At 68.0% G+C, this 17,041-nt stretch carries 17 protein-coding genes and 1 other RNA gene; 9 read left to right on the top strand and 9 right to left on the bottom strand.

Annotated elements, in window-relative coordinates; translation table 11 throughout:
* Window positions 1-5: 5 nt before the first annotated feature.
* The 5 genes from ACFQBT_RS09875 to ACFQBT_RS09855 form a co-directional block, all read right to left on the bottom strand.
* Complete coding sequence (locus tag ACFQBT_RS09875) at window positions 6-533, bottom strand: DUF4190 domain-containing protein (RefSeq protein ID WP_377822344.1); 528 nt, start codon at window positions 531-533, stop codon at window positions 6-8.
* A gap of 14 nt (window positions 534-547) precedes the next feature.
* A complete protein-coding gene (locus tag ACFQBT_RS09870; RefSeq protein WP_377822342.1) occupies window positions 548-1,225 on the bottom strand; it encodes a potassium channel family protein in 678 nt (225 codons plus the stop codon).
* 8 nt (window positions 1,226-1,233) lie between these two features.
* Window positions 1,234-2,589 carry a TrkH family potassium uptake protein gene (locus ACFQBT_RS09865; protein WP_377822340.1) on the bottom strand — a complete coding sequence of 452 codons (1,356 nt, stop codon included), beginning with the start codon at window positions 2,587-2,589 and terminating at the stop codon, window positions 1,234-1,236.
* A 67-nt stretch (window positions 2,590-2,656) separates the two neighbouring features.
* Window positions 2,657-3,052, bottom strand: a complete 396-nt coding sequence (locus tag ACFQBT_RS09860) for a hypothetical protein (RefSeq protein WP_377822338.1) — start codon at window positions 3,050-3,052, stop codon at window positions 2,657-2,659.
* A 23-nt stretch (window positions 3,053-3,075) separates the two neighbouring features.
* Complete coding sequence (locus ACFQBT_RS09855; protein ID WP_377822336.1) at window positions 3,076-3,654, bottom strand: esterase/lipase family protein; 579 nt, start codon at window positions 3,652-3,654, stop codon at window positions 3,076-3,078.
* A gap of 176 nt (window positions 3,655-3,830) precedes the next feature.
* On the opposite strand from ACFQBT_RS09855, the gene ACFQBT_RS09850 reads away from it, so the two are divergent.
* The 6 genes from ACFQBT_RS09850 to ACFQBT_RS09825 are packed head-to-tail and all read left to right on the top strand — an operon-like array spanning window position 3,831 to window position 9,159.
* Window positions 3,831-4,703: an aldo/keto reductase gene (locus ACFQBT_RS09850; protein ID WP_377822334.1), complete on the top strand. Its 873-nt coding sequence runs from the start codon at window positions 3,831-3,833 to the stop codon at window positions 4,701-4,703.
* 30 nt (window positions 4,704-4,733) lie between these two features.
* Window positions 4,734-5,591: a Nif3-like dinuclear metal center hexameric protein gene (locus ACFQBT_RS09845; protein ID WP_377822332.1), complete on the top strand. Its 858-nt coding sequence runs from the start codon at window positions 4,734-4,736 to the stop codon at window positions 5,589-5,591.
* Window positions 5,592-5,593: 2 nt separating this feature from the next.
* Complete coding sequence (locus tag ACFQBT_RS09840) at window positions 5,594-6,331, top strand: zinc ribbon domain-containing protein (RefSeq protein ID WP_377822330.1); 738 nt, start codon at window positions 5,594-5,596, stop codon at window positions 6,329-6,331.
* A complete protein-coding gene (locus ACFQBT_RS09835; RefSeq protein WP_377822328.1) occupies window positions 6,289-7,524 on the top strand; it encodes a bifunctional RNase H/acid phosphatase in 1,236 nt (411 codons plus the stop codon). The genes ACFQBT_RS09840 and ACFQBT_RS09835 overlap by 43 nt, the downstream gene beginning before the upstream one ends.
* A 31-nt stretch (window positions 7,525-7,555) precedes the next feature.
* Window positions 7,556-7,978, top strand: a complete 423-nt coding sequence (locus ACFQBT_RS09830) for a rhodanese-like domain-containing protein (protein ID WP_377822326.1) — start codon at window positions 7,556-7,558, stop codon at window positions 7,976-7,978.
* A complete protein-coding gene (locus ACFQBT_RS09825) occupies window positions 7,966-9,159 on the top strand; it encodes an O-succinylhomoserine sulfhydrylase (RefSeq protein WP_377822324.1) in 1,194 nt (397 codons plus the stop codon). The genes ACFQBT_RS09830 and ACFQBT_RS09825 overlap by 13 nt, the downstream gene beginning before the upstream one ends.
* Here ACFQBT_RS09825 and ACFQBT_RS09820 read toward each other — a convergent pair.
* Entirely contained in the window at window positions 9,146-10,075 is a 930-nt protein-coding gene (locus ACFQBT_RS09820) for a hypothetical protein (RefSeq protein ID WP_377822322.1), read from the bottom strand. The two genes, ACFQBT_RS09825 and ACFQBT_RS09820, sit on opposite strands and share 14 nt — an antisense overlap.
* Window positions 10,076-10,100: 25 nt before the next feature.
* Window positions 10,101-10,844, bottom strand: a complete 744-nt coding sequence (locus tag ACFQBT_RS09815) for a YaaA family protein (RefSeq protein WP_377822320.1) — start codon at window positions 10,842-10,844, stop codon at window positions 10,101-10,103.
* Window positions 10,845-10,894: 50 nt separating this feature from the next.
* On the opposite strand from ACFQBT_RS09815, the gene ACFQBT_RS09810 reads away from it, so the two are divergent.
* Window positions 10,895-12,316 carry an RNB domain-containing ribonuclease gene (locus ACFQBT_RS09810; RefSeq protein ID WP_377822318.1) on the top strand — a complete coding sequence of 474 codons (1,422 nt, stop codon included), beginning with the start codon at window positions 10,895-10,897 and terminating at the stop codon, window positions 12,314-12,316.
* Window positions 12,317-12,350: 34 nt separating this feature from the next.
* An RNA gene (gene rnpB, locus ACFQBT_RS09805) (RNase P RNA component class A) lies at window positions 12,351-12,722 on the top strand.
* 60 nt (window positions 12,723-12,782) lie between these two features.
* On the opposite strand, the gene ACFQBT_RS09800 is transcribed toward rnpB, so the two are convergent.
* On the bottom strand, window positions 12,783-14,360 hold the full coding sequence (locus ACFQBT_RS09800) for an FGGY family carbohydrate kinase (protein WP_377822316.1): 1,578 nt from the start codon (window positions 14,358-14,360) through the stop codon (window positions 12,783-12,785).
* A gap of 169 nt (window positions 14,361-14,529) precedes the next feature.
* Here ACFQBT_RS09800 and ACFQBT_RS09795 point away from each other — a divergent pair, with 169 nt between their 5' ends.
* Window positions 14,530-15,603 (top strand): zinc-binding dehydrogenase, encoded by a 1,074-nt coding sequence (locus ACFQBT_RS09795; RefSeq protein WP_377822315.1) that lies wholly within the window; start codon window positions 14,530-14,532, stop codon window positions 15,601-15,603.
* Window positions 15,604-15,628: 25 nt separating this feature from the next.
* Here ACFQBT_RS09795 and ACFQBT_RS09790 read toward each other — a convergent pair whose 3' ends face one another.
* On the bottom strand, window positions 15,629-17,023 hold the full coding sequence (locus tag ACFQBT_RS09790) for an iron-containing alcohol dehydrogenase (protein ID WP_377822313.1): 1,395 nt from the start codon (window positions 17,021-17,023) through the stop codon (window positions 15,629-15,631).
* Window positions 17,024-17,041 lie beyond the last annotated feature (18 nt).

The following is a 17,041-nucleotide window of genomic DNA, read 5'->3' as shown; positions in this document are numbered from 1 at the left end:
GTCCCTCAGAACGTTCCGGTGTCGTTGTAGGAGTTGTCGAAGCTGCCGGTGCTGATCAGCGCGATGAGTCCGATGATGGCCAGGACGCTGAGGACCGTGACCACGATGCCGATGATGATGCCGGCCAGTGCCTGACCCGATCCGCCCTGCTGGCCGCCGGTGCGGGCGATCTCCCGCCGGGCCAGGATGCCCAGGATGATCGCCGGCACCGACAGGAACGGCCCGAAACAGAAGAAGCCGGCGATCGCACAGACCAACGACGCCGTCGCTTTGCCGTTCGTGGTGGCGACGACGCCCGGTTGGTAGGGCCCACCCGCGGGGTAGGGGTTGTAGGCCGGACCGTACTGACCGGCGTACTGGCCGTACTGCGGAGGTTGCTGCTGGTACTGCGGGTACTGGTCCCAGGGATTCGGGTACGCCGAAGGGTTGGTCGGGGTCGGCGCGGTCGGCGGGGTGGCCGGTACCGCTTGCGTTGCGGACGGGTCGTACGCCCACGGGTCCTTCGGATCGGACGGGCCGGTCGGTGTGCTCACCCGCACATCATGGCTCAGGACTGCAGCAGTCCGCAGAATGCCTCCACACCTCGTTTGGGTCCGGACACGATCAACTCGTCGCTTTGTTCGAGCGTGGTCTGCGAACTGGCCTGCTCGAAAGCGGCGCCGGCGTGCTTGACGCCCAGGATGGTCACGCCGTACTTGCTCTCGGTCCCCAACTGCCCCAGTTGCCGCCCGGTGATGCGGGGGACGGCCCGGGTCCGGGCGATCGCGAAGTCGTCTTCGAACTGCATGTAATCGATCATCGCGCCGGTGAGTTTGTGCGCGACGCGTTCACCCATGTCGGACTCCGGTCGCACGACGTGGTGCGCGCCGACGCGTTCGAGGATGCTGGCGTGTTTGCGGCTGACCGCCTTGGCCCAGATCTCGGCGATTCCGAGCTCGGCCAGGCTCAGCACGGTCATCACGCTGGCCTCGAGATCGCTGCCGATACCCACCACCACGCGGGAGAAGTCAGCCGCGCCGATCTGCTGCAGAGCCTCGGTGTCGGTCGAATCCAGTGCCAGGCATTGGGTGAACTCGTTGGCGTAGCGCTGCACGACCACCGCGTCCTCATCGACGGCCAGGATCTCGTGGCCCATCGAGGTCAGGGAGGAGGCTACGGAGTAGCCGAACCGGCCGAGGCCGATCACCAGCACGGGATCGACAGAGGGGTTGGAATCCTTGGGCACGGGCACTCCTAGCCGATGATCGGCTGCTCTTCGGGCAACCGGTAGCGGGATTTACGGCGGCGCATCGCGAAAGCGGAGGCTGCGGTAATCGTGCCCACGCGACCCACGAACATCAAGGCGATCACGACCAGTTGCGCCGGGACGCTCAGGTGCGGGGTCAGGCCGGTGGACAACCCGGTCGTGCCGAAGGCCGACGTGGCCTCGAAAGCAGCATCCGGAAGGGTGCTGTCGGACAACAACAGCAGACCGAGCGTCCCTCCCGCGGCGAGGGCGACGCCGATCAGGGCGATCGACACCGCGGTCCGGATGGTCTGGGAACTGATCGCCCGACGGCCGATGCGCACCTGCTCGTCACCGCGGACTTCGGCCAGCACGACGTAGGCCAGCAGGAAGAAGGTGGTCACCTTGATACCGCCGGCCGTACTGGCCGAGCCGCCGCCGATCAGCATCATCGCCAGCGTCATCAACGTGGTCTCGGGGCGCACGGCACCCCAATCGAAGGTGGCCAGGCCGCCGGAGCGCGGCATCACACTTCCCTCGAGGCCGGTCATGATCTTGTGCGGGACCGACTGGGCGCCGATGGTGGCGGCGTTGGTCCATTCGAAACCCAGGAAGCACAGCCAGCCGACGATGACCAGCAGCAGACTGCCCCAGACGGTGAGACGGGTGTGGATGGTCCAGGTGGCGGGCCGCCGCCACCGATCCCGCAACTCGGCCAGCACCGGGAATCCGACCGTCCCCACGAGGACGGCAAGGGTGATCGTCAGAACGACCACCGGATCTGCGGCGTAGGCGGCCAGGCCGTTCGGTTGCAGGCTGAGCCCGGCGTTGTTGAACGCCATGACCGAGTCGAACGCGCCGTGCCAGGCAGCGGTACTGAACCGGTCGAAGTAGGTCATCCGGTAACGGCCGATCAGGATGACCGCGGTCACGCCCTGGAAGAACAAGGTGGTCAGCAGGATGCGCCGGAAGAGCGGACCCACCTGGCCAAGACCGGTGACGTGCAGGTCGGTCTGACTGGCCAGCTTCATCCGTAACCCGATCCGCCCGCCCATCAGGACGCCGAGCGTGGTGGCCACCAGGATGATGCCGATACCGCCGAACTCGGCCAGCAGCAGGATGACCGCCTGTCCCGCCCACGAGAAGTGGCTGCCGATGTCCACCGTTGCCAGGCCGGTGACCGTGACCGCCGAGGTCGCGGTGAAGAAGGCCTGCATGAAACTCACCGACGCGCCGGGCTCGTGACACCACGGCAGCAGCAGCAAACCGGTTCCGAGCAGGATGAACGCGGCGAAGACCAGCGGTACGGCGCGCACCGGGCTCAACAGCGCAGCCGGTACGTGCCAGCGGTCGAGCACACTCACAGCGCGAACGCTACCGGCGCCGTGACCCGATCACGGGCAGCGGCGCCGGTAGCGGGTGCCGTCGGGTTCAGCCGATCAACTGGGTGTTGCCGAAGACGGCCGCCTGGCTGAAGCACAGGATCGAGTGCTGATCACCCGGGTCCAGTTTGTTCAGGACGATCTGCGCGACGTTCTTGGAGTAAGGCAGGCTGACGTGCTCGGAGCCGTCGTTGCCGCAGACGTCCTGGATCGTGATGTTGTCCACGCGTGCACCCGGTCCGGCGGTGATGGCGCCCTGGGTGTAGGGCGTCACGACCTCGTCGTTCTTGGTCATGATGTTGGTGTAGCTGATCCCGGGGACCGTTTCGCTGCCGCCGTTGACCTGCTGGTAGAACGGCGCTTGCGGGTTGGGGCTCTGGTCGGCCTGCTGCACCGCTGCCGGCATCTTGATGGCGTCCAACACGTTCATTGCGGTGGTGAACAAGCCGATGGTCTTACCGAATTGGGTCAGGCCGGACAGCGTGGTCGGGTGGTTCGAGGGGGCGAGGGCGATGACTTGGTCGACCTTGGCCGCACCGCCGATCTTGTTGGCGTAGTAGCGGATGAGCGCACCCCCTGGCTGTGGCCGATGAGGTCGACCTTGGCTGCTCCGGTCTGAGCCAGCACGCGATCGACGAAGGGCGTGATGGCGTTCGCCGAGTCGATCATGTCGCCGGTGCCGTTGAGGAAGCCGATCCCGGTGGTGTTGCCGTAGTTGAGTGCGTAGACGCAGTAACCCTCGGCCTTGATCATCGGCGACAGGCCGTTCCAGTTGTCGTAGGCGTTCTCCCAGGTGCCATGCACCAGCACGACGGGGTAGGGGTGCTTCTTGCTCGGAGTGCAGGACCAGTCGTTCGCGCCGGACGGGTTCCTGGTGGGGTTGCCGATCGAGGTGGTCAACGCCGCGGGGAACGAGTTGTCCTGTCCGATGGCCCCGTATTTCAGGGCCCGGGGTAACGGATTGGTCCACGCCTGTGCGGACCCGGCAGAGGCGGCCAGGGCGCCGATGGTGGCGACGACGGCTACGCCGGTGCGCAACGATTTCATGACATCTCCTTTGATGCGGGCACGCGCATGGCGGAAGGTGTGGCGTGCGTCACAAAACTTACCCAAACGTAAGTGCCTGGTCGAGAGGATCGCGAGTCACGACAGTCCGCTGCATCACACACGGAAGGCGGTGCAGTACCTCAGCACCCCTCGGTCGTGGATCTACCGTGGGGTTTATGAGCGATGCCCCTGCGAATGTTCCTGGAATCCAACTCAATTCGGGCGGTGTGATCCCGCAGCTCGGTCTGGGTGTGTGGCAGGCCGAGGATGCCGAGTGCGAGCGTGCGGTGAAGTACGCACTGGAGGTCGGATACCGCCACGTCGACACGGCAGCTGCGTACGGCAACGAGGAAGCGGTCGGCCGCGGCCTGGCGGCCAGCGGCGTCGACCGCGACGAGTACTTCGTGACGACCAAACTCTGGAACGCCGATCACGGGTACGAGCAGACGTTCCCGGCGTTCTCCGCCAGCCTGGACAAGCTCGGCCTGGACTACGTCGATCTCTACCTCATCCATTGGCCGCTGCAGGACGCCGAACGGCGCCATCGCACCTGGGATGCGCTGGTCGACATCCAGGCTTCCGAGCGGGCCCGGTCGATCGGGGTGTGCAACTTCGAACCGCACCACCTGGCCGAACTCCTCGAGCACACCGATGTGGTGCCTGCCGTCGACCAGGTCGAATTGCATCCGCACCTGCCGCAACACCAGATCCGCGACTTCGCCGCCCAGCACGGGATCGCGGTGGAGTCCTGGAGTCCGCTGGGCGGCTCGCCGCGCGACGGGAAGGCCAGCTCGCTCCTGAGCGACCCGGTGATCTCCGCTGTGGGCGAGAAGTACGGCAAATCACCGGCGCAGGTGCTGATCCGTTGGCACCTACAACAGGGGCTCATCGTGATTCCCAAGTCGGTGCATGAGGAGCGGATCGCCGCCAACATCGACGTGTTCGACTTCGAACTGGATGCCGACGACCTGCGCAAGATCGACGGGCTCGATGACGGCCAACGGTTCGGGGCGCACCCGGACACGGCCAACTTCGGCGCACCCGACTGATCGGACGAGCCGCTGTGCAAGGGTGAGCCGGTGGCCACCCTTGTTGATGTCGTGCAGGCGCTCGATGAGCTCTACCCGCCCGCGACGGCGGCATCCTGGGATCACGTGGGGCTGGTGACCGGCGACCTCGGGCAGACCGTCGAGCACGTGCGGTTCGCGGTCGACCCGACCCTGGAGGTCATCCAGCAGGCTCGTGACGACAGCGTCGACCTGCTCGTCACCCACCATCCGCTGCTGCTTCGAGGCGTGCACTCGGTCGCGACCACGCACGCCAAGGGCGCCGCGCTGACCTCGTTGATCGTCGCCGACGTCGCACTGTATTGCGCGCACACCACCGCGGACGTGGCCCGGCCCGGCGTCAACGATGCGCTTGCGGCGGCGTGCCGTCTGACCCGGTTGCGTGGCCTGTCGCGTGAGGGCGATCGGGAGCTGGGCCTGGTGGGCGAGCTGGTCGAGGCGATCTCGTTGCGCGAGTTCGCCGTTCGGCTTGCTGAAGCCCTGCCGCCGACGCCGGTGGGTCTGCGGGTCTCCGGGCCCGCAGATGCGCCGGTACGCCGAGTGGCGGTCCTGGGTGGCGCAGGGGACGACCGCTTCGAACAGGTCCGGGCTTGCGGCGCGGATGTCTACGTGACGGCGGATCTGCGGCATCACCCCGCCCTCGAGGCGAGGCAGGAGGCCAGAGGTGGCACGCCGTACCTCATCGACGCCGGGCACTTCGCCACGGAGTGGTTGTGGCTCGCCCCGGCGGCGCACCGGCTGGCCGCCGTGTTGGAGCAGCGGGGGATTACCGTAGAGACTTCCGTGAGCGCGGTGCGCACCGATCCCTGGGACTTCCTGGTCGGGCAGCGCCCGGAGGACGTCGGGCAGCGCCCGCAGGCGAAGGAGTAGCAGTGAAAGCAGAGCTGACCCGGCAGTGGCGGCTACTGGATTTGCAGCAACTCGATACGCGGCTCGCGCAGTTGCAGCATCGCGCTCGCAACCTGCCGGAGATCGCCGAGCTGACCGCCGTGTCCGAGCAGCGGGACCGGGCTGCGGAGGACGAAGTGCTGGCCCGGGTCGCGGTCAGCGACGCCGAGCGCGCCGTCGCCAAGGCCGAGACGGATGTCGAACAGGTGCGGGTGCGCACCGCTCGCGACCAGGAGCGTCTCGCCGCCGGGACCGGGTCGGCCAAGGATCTGCAGGGCCTGCAGCACGAGCTGGAGACCCTCGCCCGCCGGCAGAGCGAACTGGAGGACGTCGAACTCGAGCTCATGGAACAGGTCGAGTCGCTGCGTACCGATCTCGACCGGCACACCGCGGCGGTGGCCCGTTTCGGCGGCCGGATCGCTGAACTGAGCGCTGCGCGCGACCGGGAGCTCGCCGCGATCACCGCCGAGCAGGAGGCTGCTGCGGCCGAGCGGGCCAACGTCGCGGCCGGCGTGGGAGCCGACCTGCTGGCGCTGTACGAGCGGTTGCGCGATCAACGCGGCACCGGCGCCGCGGCGTTGGTGGCGAAGCGCTGCACGGGGTGCGGGCTGGAGCTCAACGCCAGCGAGTTGGTGCGGATCAAGGCGGCCGCCGAGGACGAGGTGCTGCGCTGCGAGGAGTGCGGGCGGATCCTGGTTCGCACGGCCGAATCCGGCCTGTAGCCGTGAGCGGAAGGCGGGCGCTTCGGCTTGAAGCGGACGGGGGTTCGCGCGGTAACCCCGGCGTCGCGGGTTACGGTGCCGTGGTCTTCGACGCAGTCACCGGTGACACCCTGGCCGAGCGAGCGGCGCCGTTGGGCAAGGCCAGCAACAACGTGGCCGAGTACAGCGGGCTGATCGCCGGCCTCGAGGCGGCGATGGAGATCGATCCGGGCGCCCGGATCGAGGTGGCGATGGATTCCAAGCTGGTCATCGAGCAGATGGCCGGCCGCTGGAAGATCAAACACGAGGACATGCGCCGCCTGGCGCTGCAGGCCCAGGACCTGGTCCGGCGCATCCGCGAATCCGAGGGCGAGGTCACCTGGACCTGGATCCCCCGGGAGCGCAACAAGCGGGCCGACAAGTTGTCCAACGACGGCATGGACGGTGAGGTCGTCACCTCGGATTACTGGCGGGAGGCGGACTCGCGCCCCGCGTCCCTGGCCGGCGAGCAGTTGACGCTGCTGATGCCGGATGAGGACGGCGAGCGCGCCGTGCCCGAGCCGCCCGTCGTGGTGCCGGCCCGCACCTCGCCCACGCCTCGCCGAATCGTGCTGTTGCGGCACGGGGTCACTGACCTGACCGTGCAGGGCCGGCTCGATGGCCGCGGAGGTATCGACCCCGAGCTCAACCCCGAGGGACGCCGCCAGGCCTACGCCGCCGCGCAAGGCGTGCACGACCAGATCCTGGGCGAGGTCCCGTACGTCGTGACCTCCTCCCTGGCGCGGGCGAAAGCCACGGGCGGGGCTGTGGCCCAGGCACTCGGCGTACCCGCACGGGTCGATGCGGACTGGGACGAGCAGTCCTTCGGAGCCTGGGATGGATTGTCCTTCAGCAGGATTCGTGATCTGGCACCTGACGGTCTGGCATCGCTGCGATCGGACCCGGACTTCTGCGCACCGGGCGGGGAGAGCCATCGCGACTTCATTGCCCGGGTCCTGGCGGCGTACGAGAGGTTGCTGGACGGGGTTGACGAGGGGCAGACGGTGGTGGTGGCCACCCATCGCAAGCCGATCATGGCGGTCCTGGCCCACGTCCTGGGGCTGGACATGGCCTCGGGTTGGCGGCTCGGCTGCGGGCCGGCGTCGTTCACGGTGGTCGACGTGTTCCCCGGCGCCGTCACCATCGAACGTCTCAACGACCAACATCACCTGTAGCCAATCCCGCCCGTTGTGGGAGAGTTTTGCCATGACTGAGTCCGCGCCCACGTACGCCGGGGACGTCACGCCCGCCGAGGCGTACGCCCTGCTCGAGGAAGAGCCGAACGCGACGTTGGTCGACGTGCGCACCCGGGCCGAGTGGACCTACGTGGGTCTGCCCGACCTGTCCGGCATCGGCAAACAGGTCGTCACCGTGGAGTGGCTGAACTACCCCGACGGGGAGGTCAACCCCGACTTCGTCGATCAGGTTCGAGCGGCAACACCGGACGGTGGCCCGATCCTGTTGCTGTGCCGCTCGGGCGTGCGTTCTGTCGCCGCGGCGCAGGCCCTGACTGCGGCCGGTCTGCCGAACAGCTTCAACATCGTCGAAGGTTTCGAGGGCGGCCTCGACAAGGACGGCCATCGCGCCGTCAACGGCTGGAAGCTGGCGGGGTTGCCGTGGCGCCAGTAGAGGATTGGGGTCGCGACACGGTCAGTGTCCGAGGAGGCCTGGCACGCAGTGGTTTTGAGGAAACGGCCGAGGCGCTCTACCTGACCTCGGGATACGTCTACGAGACCGCGGAGGATGCTGAAGCGGCGTTCAAGGGCGACGTCGATCGTTTCGTCTACAGCCGGTACGGCAACCCGACGGTCGCGGTCTTCGAGGAGCGGTTGCGCCTGCTTGAGGGTGCGCAGGCGTGTTACGCGACGGCCTCCGGGATGGGAGCGGTCTTCACGGCGTTGGCGGCGCTCGTCGGTGCCGGCGACCGGTTGGTGGCTTCCCGGGCGCTGTTCGGGTCCTGTTTCGTCATCGTCGATGAGATCCTGCCCCGCTGGGGTGTCGAGACCGTGTTGGTCGACGGCGCCGACCTGTCGCAGTGGGAAGCGGCCCTGTCCTCGCCGACGGCGGCGGTGTTCTTCGAGACCCCGTCCAACCCGATGCAGGAGATCGTGGACATCGAAGCGGTCAGTGCTCTGGCGCATGCCGCGGGCGCCAAGGTTGTCGTCGACAATGTCTTCGGCACGCCGGTGATGTCGCGCCCGCTGGAGTACGGCGCCGACATCGTGGTCTACTCGGCGACCAAGCACATCGACGGCCAAGGGCGGGTCATGGGCGGTGCGATCCTCGGGCCGGAGGATTACATCCACGGGCCGGTCGAGAACCTCATCCGGCACACCGGGCCGACGTTGTCGGCGTTCAACGCCTGGGTTCTGGTCAAGGGCCTGGAGACGCTGCGGCTGCGGGTGGAGCAGCAGGCCCGATCGGCGTACGCCGTGGCGCAAGCTCTGCAGGACCACCCGGCTATCCGCCGGGTCTGGTATCCCTTCTTGGACTCACACCCGCAGTACGACCTCGCCAAGAGGCAGATGCTCGGCGGCGGCACCGTGGTCACGTTCGAGCTCGACGGCGGCAAGGACGAAGCGTTCGCGCTCATGAATGCCCTTGCCATCGTGGACATTTCGAACAACCTGGGTGACTCCAAGTCGTTGATCACGCACCCGGCGACCACGACGCATCGACGCCTCGCGGAGGCGGACCGGCTCAAGGTCGGGATCACCGAGGGTGTGCTGCGGGTCTCCGTGGGCCTGGAGGACGCCGACGATCTGGTGGCCGACCTGACCCAGGCGTTGAAGGCCGCTACGGGCCGGTGAGCGCGGCCCCGACCGCGGCTCCGGCCTGTCGGTGCTCCAGGTAGCGCACCGGGTCGTGCGGATCGGCCCCGTTGTCGATCTGGTGGCTGATGCACTGGACGGTGCGTCCGGGCGCCGGCGGGAAGTACGGCGCGAGGTCGAGGTGGGTGGCGATCAGATCGTCGGGATCGGCCAGATTGGTCCAGGCGGTCACGCAGGCCGGGACATGCGGCGGCTGCACGGTCAGCCGCTCGTAGAACACGGTGGACATGCCCAGCGGGGAGCCGAGGGTGAGCAGGACGATCGGTTGGTCGATCTCCTGCAGGACCTCGTAGGCCGCCACCGAGCCCAGTGAGTGCGCGACCACGACCCTGGTGGTCGGTGTGACGGCGGCGCGGATCCGTTGTTGCACAGCGGTTTTGACCTGCGCATTGGCACTGTAGAGGGCCACTTCGCGCAAGGCGTGGTCGACGAAACCGGCCGCGCTGACGACTCCGGGGCGGAAGAAGTGCAGGTCGTTGAGCGCGTCGCTGAGGATGCGCAACGTGTCCCACAGCGACTCCTCGGTGGCGCCGAAGGCCAGTGCGTCCTGGGCGGCTGTCCGGTCCGCAGGGTCGCTGGATCGTGTGGCCGCCGTTTCCAACCACTGCTGGGTCAGTTGCCCGATGGCCTCGGTGAGGTCGGGGTCGGTGGCCAGCGCCATGGCGTTAGCCGCCTCGTAGGGTGCGAAAACATCCGCGTAGTAGGCCATCTGGACGCCCAGGCGACCGGGACCTGCGACGAGCTGGTCGGCGAGCTCATCGGCTCCAGCCGTGCGCAGTCCGGTCTGCAGGGCCGGCAACCACTGCTGCACCAGCTGTTCCGCGGTCGAGCCGGACTCCCCGATGCCGTGCACCAGAACCACGCCGCTGCCAGCGGTCGGACCGTCGTCGCTCATATGTCGGTTCTACCAGCAAGTGGCGTCAGGCGTACTGAACCGTCAGCCGCCACGGGCGGTTGCTGCGAGTCGGTGATTCTAGAGTCGCCGAAAATGATTCGGAGACAATGGAATGCAGCGCTTGTGGGGTCTTGGCGTCGACGCCGGCCGCGCACAGCTGACGGGTGACCAACCCGCGGCTGTGTTTGGCCATGTGCGTGGCGCCCTGGACGTTGACCTGCACCCAGCGATCGGCGAGCTCGCCGTGCGGGGGCCACGCCGCGGCGTACGTGCTGGATCGGCAGTCGACGATCACGCCACGGGCCATCGCCGGCATGGCCGCATCGAGTGCGGGTCGCCAGAAGCCGGCGAGCGGCCCGATGCCGGGCAGGTTGACGCCCATCGAGAGACGGTAGGGCGCGACGCGGTCGCTGAGGCGCAGCACGCCGTACAGGGCGGATTGCACGGCGACCCACCGGCCCGCCCGGCGCCGGGCAGACGCATCGAGGGAGGCAAGGTCCAGTGCGTCGTAGAGCACTCCCGAATACAGTTCGCCGGCAGGCAGGGCCGAGGCGCTTCGGAGGCGGACGTTGCGGGCGATCTCGTCGGTGAGATTGGCGCTGACCTTCAGGACGGCAGCCGCGTCCGGCTGCGCGCTTACGCGGGCCAGCGCGTCGATCACGCGATCGCGCAACGGATTCAGCTCCGGCGCGCTCAGCGCGTCCAGGGCCATCGGCCGGCCGCGGCTGCGGGCGGACTTGCCCTCCGACGGTGGCAACAGGATGAGCACTGCCGCAGGTTACTGACCGCGACCTGGCCGACCGTCGGTAGGGTGACTGGGTGCTGGCTCGCATCGTCAACGAAGACCCCGAGCCGGGAGCGCCGCTCAACGAGGCGTTCGCGGCGATCCGCACGGAGCTGGAGGTGTCCACCGAGTATCCGGCCGACGCGCTGGCCGAGGCGCAACAAGCAGCTTCGACGGTGCAGCTGCCGGATCGCGATGAGACGGCGGTGCCGTTCTTCACCATCGATCCGCCGGGGTCGACCGACCTGGACCAGGCGATGTTCCTGGAGCGCGACGGCGAAGGATACCGGGTGCGATACGCCATCGCGGACGTGCCGGCCTTCGTCGCTCCGGGAGGGGCGCTGGATCGGGTCACCCGCGAACGCACGCAGACGCTGTATTTCCCCGACCAGCGTGTCCCACTGCACCCGCCGGTCATCAGCGAGGACAAAGGCAGTTTGCTGCCCGGCCAGGATCGCGGTGCCTTCGTCTGGGACATCCGACTCGATGCGGCCGGCGCGCAGACGAGTGCGCAGGTCTATCGCGCGAGGGTGCGCTCGGTGGCACGCCTCGATTACGAAGGAGTCCAGGCTTCGATCGAGGACGGCAGCGCGCCCGAGGGTCTGATGTTGCTCAGGACGATCGGTGAGTTGCGGATCGCGCTGGAGCGTCAGCGCGGTGGCGCCGACCTGCCGATCCCCGCCCAGGAAGTGCAGCGCGACGACAACGGCGACTATCACCTGCGACTGCGTCCGCCGGTGGCCTCCGAGGACTGGAACTCCCAGATCTCGCTACTGACCGGGATGGCGGCCGCCGCGATGATGTTGGAGGCAGAGGTCGGGATCCTGCGAACCATGCCCGAAGCCCCGCAGTTCGCGGTGGACCGCTTCCGGGGGCAGGCCAAGGCGCTGGGCGTCACCTGGCCGAGCGGTCTGGCGTACGGCGAGTTCCTGCGCACGCTGGATCGCAACGATCCGCACCACCTGGCTTTGATGTACGCCGCGGGCAGCCTCTTCCGTGGCGCGGGATACACCGTGTTCGACGGCTCCACGCCGGACCAGACGATGCAGGCGGCGGTCGCCGCACCGTACGCGCACGTCACGGCTCCGCTGCGGCGCCTCGTTGATCGGTTCGGCCTGGTCATCTGCGAGAGCATCTGTGCCGGTACGCCGGTGCCTGACTGGGCGCGCGAGTCACTGCCTGATCTGCCCAAGCTCATGGCCGCCGGTGATCAACTGGCGCACAAGGTCGATCGCATGTGCACCGACGCCGTCGAGGTGGCGGTGATGTCGCATCACGTGGCGGACACCTTCGCCGCGACGGTGGTCGCGCGCACCAAGACCGGCGTCGAGGTCCAGCTCACCGATCGGCCCGTCATCGCGACACTGCCGGGCGACGCAGCTGCGGGAGACTCGGTGCAGGTGAAGGTCGTCAGCGCCGACCTGGCGTCGCGGACGCTGGAGTTCGCGCTCGTCTGAGCCCCTGTCGATGCCCGCTAGACTCGGGCCCGGATGAGCTGGCCAGGCGGCCGCGTCGAGACATGTTCTCGCCGAGGAACGTCCGGGCTCCGCAGAGCACGGTGGTGGCTAACGGCCACCCGGGGTGACCCGCGGGAAAGTGCCACAGAAAACAAACCGCCCACGTTTGCGTGGGTAAGGGTGAAACGGTGGTGTAAGAGACCACCAGCGGTGCAGGTGACTGCACCGGCTCGGTAAACCCCACCGGGAGCAAGGTCAGACAGCGTGCGCTCGAGGGCTGCTCGCCCGAGCACGCGGGTAGACCGCTGGAGGTGGCTGGCAACAGTCACCCGAGATGGATGGTCGCCCGTCGCCGCCGGTTTGCTGGCGGCGACGACAGAACCCGGCGTATCGGCCAGCTCATCCGCCACTACATGCAGCATGCGGCGTGGCGGACAATGTCGTCCGCCACGCCGCTCGGGCCCGATCAGGCCACGAACGCGCTCGCTTTGCGGGTCGCTGACTGCAACTGGTCCCACACCTCGACGGTCGATGCCCGCAGGGAGCGATAGACCTCGAAGAACTCGGTGTACAACTCCGCGCGCTGCGGGTTCGGCTCGTACTCACGTGTGATGGTGACCGTCGCGTCCGCACCCGCCTCGTAGGAGTCGTAGATGCCCAGACCCACACCACCGACGATGGCGGCACCCTTGGCGCCGAACTCGGTGCCGGCGGGGATGATGATCCGCCGGTTGAGCACGTCAGCGAAAATCTGGGACCAGACCGGGCTGTTCGCGCCACCGCCGGCCATCCGCACGGTGTCCACGGGTGTCGGGATGGCATCGAGGCAGTCCCGGATGCCGTAGGCAACGCCTTCGTAAACCGCGCGCAGCATGTGCCAGCGGTCGTGGCCGCCGGTCAGACCGTTGAAGGAGCCGCGAGCGCTGGGCTTGACGAACGGCGCGCGCTCGCCGCCGGGGGCCAGGTAGCCGTGGAAGATGACACCGCCGGAGCCGATCGGTGTCTGGGCGATCTTCTGGTCGAGGTAGGAGAACAGCTGACCGCCTGGCTGCGCCGCGGCCTCGCTGCGGAACGGCTCACCGAACTCACGCAAGAACCAGTCGACGTTCGGCGTGCAGCAGTTCATGCCCAGACCGCGCACCCAGGTGTCCGGGCCGTGCGGGATGACCCAGCCGACGTCCGGGGGCAGGATGTCGCCGGACAGGTCGTTGGTCGCCACCGTGACGATCCCGGCCGTACCGATCACCGCCATGCAGTCACCGGGCCGGGCCACACCCACGCCCAGCGAGGAGGCGGTGATGTCCATCTGGCCCTTGAAGACCGGTGTGCCCTCGATGAGGCCGGTGACGCCGGCCGCGTGGCGGGTGACTGTGCCGCACTGCTCGGTGGGGTTGCGCAGCGCTGGCAGGACGTCGCGGGTGCGCTGGTCGATGCCCAGAATGTCGAAAACGTCCTCCGACCAGGTCCGGGCGCGTACGTCGATGCCCGCGAGGCTGGCGTCGGAGGGATCCGTGCTGAGATCGCCGGTCAACCCGTATTCGACCCAGTCCTTGCACCACAAGTTCGTGTTCCCGGGGGCGAGCAAGGCCGGCTCGTTGTCCTGCCGCCAGCGCAAGAGGGCGGAGGTGGTGCCGGCGTACGGGCCGGTTCCGCTGATCGGGAACTGCTTGGCCACGGCACCACTGTCGTACCACTGGTCCAGCAGATCCCCGGTACGCCCATCGGTCCACAGGATCGCCGGACCGGCGGGCTTACCGTCGGGGCCGACCATCCAGCTGCCGTCTCCTTGTCCCGTGGCGCACACGGCCAGAATTTCCTCGGCACGCACCGAACCGTTGACCAAGGCGTCCTGGATCGCGCCTGCAGCGGCCTCCCACACCAGGTCCATGTCCTCCTCGGCCAGGTGCGGTTCGGGGTTGACGATGGGGACCGTCCTGGCCCCGCGACTCATCTCGTTGCCAGCTTGGTCGAAGATTGCCGCCTTCACGACCGAGGTGCCGGCGTCCAGTCCCATGAGGAACCCGTTGCTGGTTGGTGCGTTCATTTCGCCTCCGGATTTGATTGCGGTCGTGCGGGATTGCCCAGGTCTGACAGGGTCACGAAGCCGCGATGCCGAAAGTGTGCCAGGTCACATCTTGTTAGTGCAATAGACAACCACTATCTTGTACGTACTTGTATAACTATCGACCGCAGAACACGCGGAAGGATGACGCATGCGCGCGTTGCGAAAGACGGCACCGGGGCCGGGGAACGTCGAGCTGGTCGAGGTGGACCGGCCGGTCCTGAAATCCGGTCAGATCCTGCTCGACGTCGCGGCGGTGGCATTGTGCGGCACGGACCGGTCCGCGATCACCAGGTCGAGCACGTATCCCGTCCCGCGCACGCTGGGTCATGAGGTTGCCGGGCGAGTGGCTGCCATCGCACCAGACGTGCAAACCGACCTGAAGGTCGGCGACCCCGTAACCGTCGAGACCGATGCCTACCGGTGCGGCAAGTGCGCGTATTGTCTTGTCGGACAAGTAAATCGGTGCCCGCATCGCAAAGGGATCGGAACAACCGTCGACGGGGGCCTCGCCGAGCAGCTTGCCATGCCGGCCGAGACGGTCCACCGGCTGCCTGACGACGTTCCCCTCACGGCGGGTGCGTTGACCGAACCGCTGGCGATCGCCGTACATGCTGTCATCGAGCGCAGTCCGTCCCTGGCGGGGGAGGTGGTGGTGGTCGTCGGGCCGGGTGCCGTGGGCATGCTGTGCGCCCAGGTGGCACGCGCCGTCGGCGCGACGGTGCTCCTCGTAGGTCGCTCCCGCCACGAGGCGCGGTTGAACCGGGCACGGGAGATGGGGATCGACCACGTGGTGGCCTCCGATCAGGTGGACGTTGCCGCCTACGTCGCGGACCTGACCGACGGGTACGGCGCGCACAGCGTCTTCGAGTGCAGCGGCGCCGCGTCGGCGTTGGAGGACAGCGCCGACTACTTGCGAAAGGGTGGGCGGCTGGTGCTGGTGGCGTTCTACCACGACCGCCCCGCCATTGACGTCACGCAATTGATTGAGCGCGAGTACGAACTGGTCGGTTCGCGGGGTAAGGCACCGTCGAGTTTTCGAATCGCGCTGCGGCTCATGGCCTCTGGTCAGGTTGATCTTGAAAGAGTGATCGGGGAGGTGCTCCCGGTGGCCGAATGGGAGCACGCGCTGGAGTTGATGGCCGACGGTGTGAAAGTCGTGCTGACGATGGCGCCGAGCGACGCGCAGTCCGTCCGTGGACTGGCCGCCGCCGTCGCGGGATAGCGCGCGACGACCACACCGCACACCGTCACAAACCGCCACCGGCGGCGGCCGCACGCTCCAGGACGCGGTCGATGACGGTGTCGTCCCACCGACCGGTGAAGTAGAGCACGTCGGTCAGAGTGAACCGGTCTCGCATGAGCGGCAACGTGCGCAGCACCCACCGCACCCGATCCTCATCGACCGCAGGCGCCAGGTCGCGGAAGCGGGTCGGGGCGCCCCACCGGTGCAACACGGCGGCGATCTCCTCGGGGGTGCGGACCAACGAGCGCAGCGCAGCTTCGTGTCGGGCCCACTCCGACCAGACCCGGCGCAGGGCACCGCAGCTGCGGTGCTCCTCCCAGGTAGCCGACTTGCGATGCACCGCGGCCAAGCACTCCTGACCCACTTGCCCGCTCTCGTCGACGACCGACCACGAGGACAGCACCGCCGGTTCCAGATCCGCTGGTGTGCCGGAGGCATCGGGGTCCATGGCACCGAGGTCCAGCTCATCAAGACTCACTTCCCACAGCGCTGCGCTCACGACGCTGGCGACGCCGACCTGGGCGCCATGCAGATCGTGCTCGGTGCCCCTGGCCATCGCGGCCATGTCCAGCAGGTGGCTCACCAGGTGCTCGGTGCCCGAGAGTGTTGCCGTTGTGCCCGTGACACCGATCGCAAGGCCGCCCAGCGTAAGGGTTTCCGCAAGCGCTGCAAGACCGCTCGGGGTTTCGGGGTCGACGGCACCGAGTCGGTCGGCCGCGGACAGCACCGCATCGACCGCGTCCGACCGGTAGGCCGCGGGATCCAATCCGGTGGCACACGCCAGATACCAGTCGGCCGGCGCGCACCACGCCGCGATGGCGTCGCCGACACCGGCCCGGGTCAGCCGGTCCGGCGCGCCCGCCAGGATGTCGTGGTCGATGACCAGCGTGTGCGGCCAGGTGGACGGCACGGTCCGCTTCGCCCCGGAACGCACCAACACCGACAACGAATCGGAGTAGCCGTTCACCGAGGCTGCGGTCTGCACGAGGATCACCGGTACGTCAAGCGTCGCGCCCAGCTGTTTGGCCAAGTCGCAGACGGTGCCCGAGCCCACCCCCAGGACCAGGTCGGCGCCCGCGGCCTGGGCGACCGCCGATTCCACCGTCGCTTCGTCGAGCGTGACGCCATGGTCAGCTGTGTGTACGACGAGCTGCCGAGTGGTGACCCCGGCGGGTAGCGCCCGGCGTACGCTGTCCAGCACGTCACCCCCGGCGAACGTCTTGGGGACGTCGTCGGTCAGCAACGCCGGCCGCGCGAACCGGCCGGCGCTGTCGAGAATCGCGGCGAGGTCGTCCAATGCCCCCTGCCGTGCGACGACGCGCATCGGCACCTGCGTGCCCGGGATGGCTATCTCGTTGCCTGCGGCGGCGGTGTCGCTGTCGACGGCCGATCGGAACATGGTCGTGCCTCCTTCAGG

The organism is Branchiibius cervicis (assembly GCF_042661605.1).
Lineage (GTDB): Bacteria > Actinomycetota > Actinomycetes > Actinomycetales > Dermatophilaceae > Branchiibius > Branchiibius cervicis.
The sequence above is the reverse complement of the archived record's forward strand: the minus strand, read 5'-3'. Positions and strand labels throughout refer to the sequence as shown.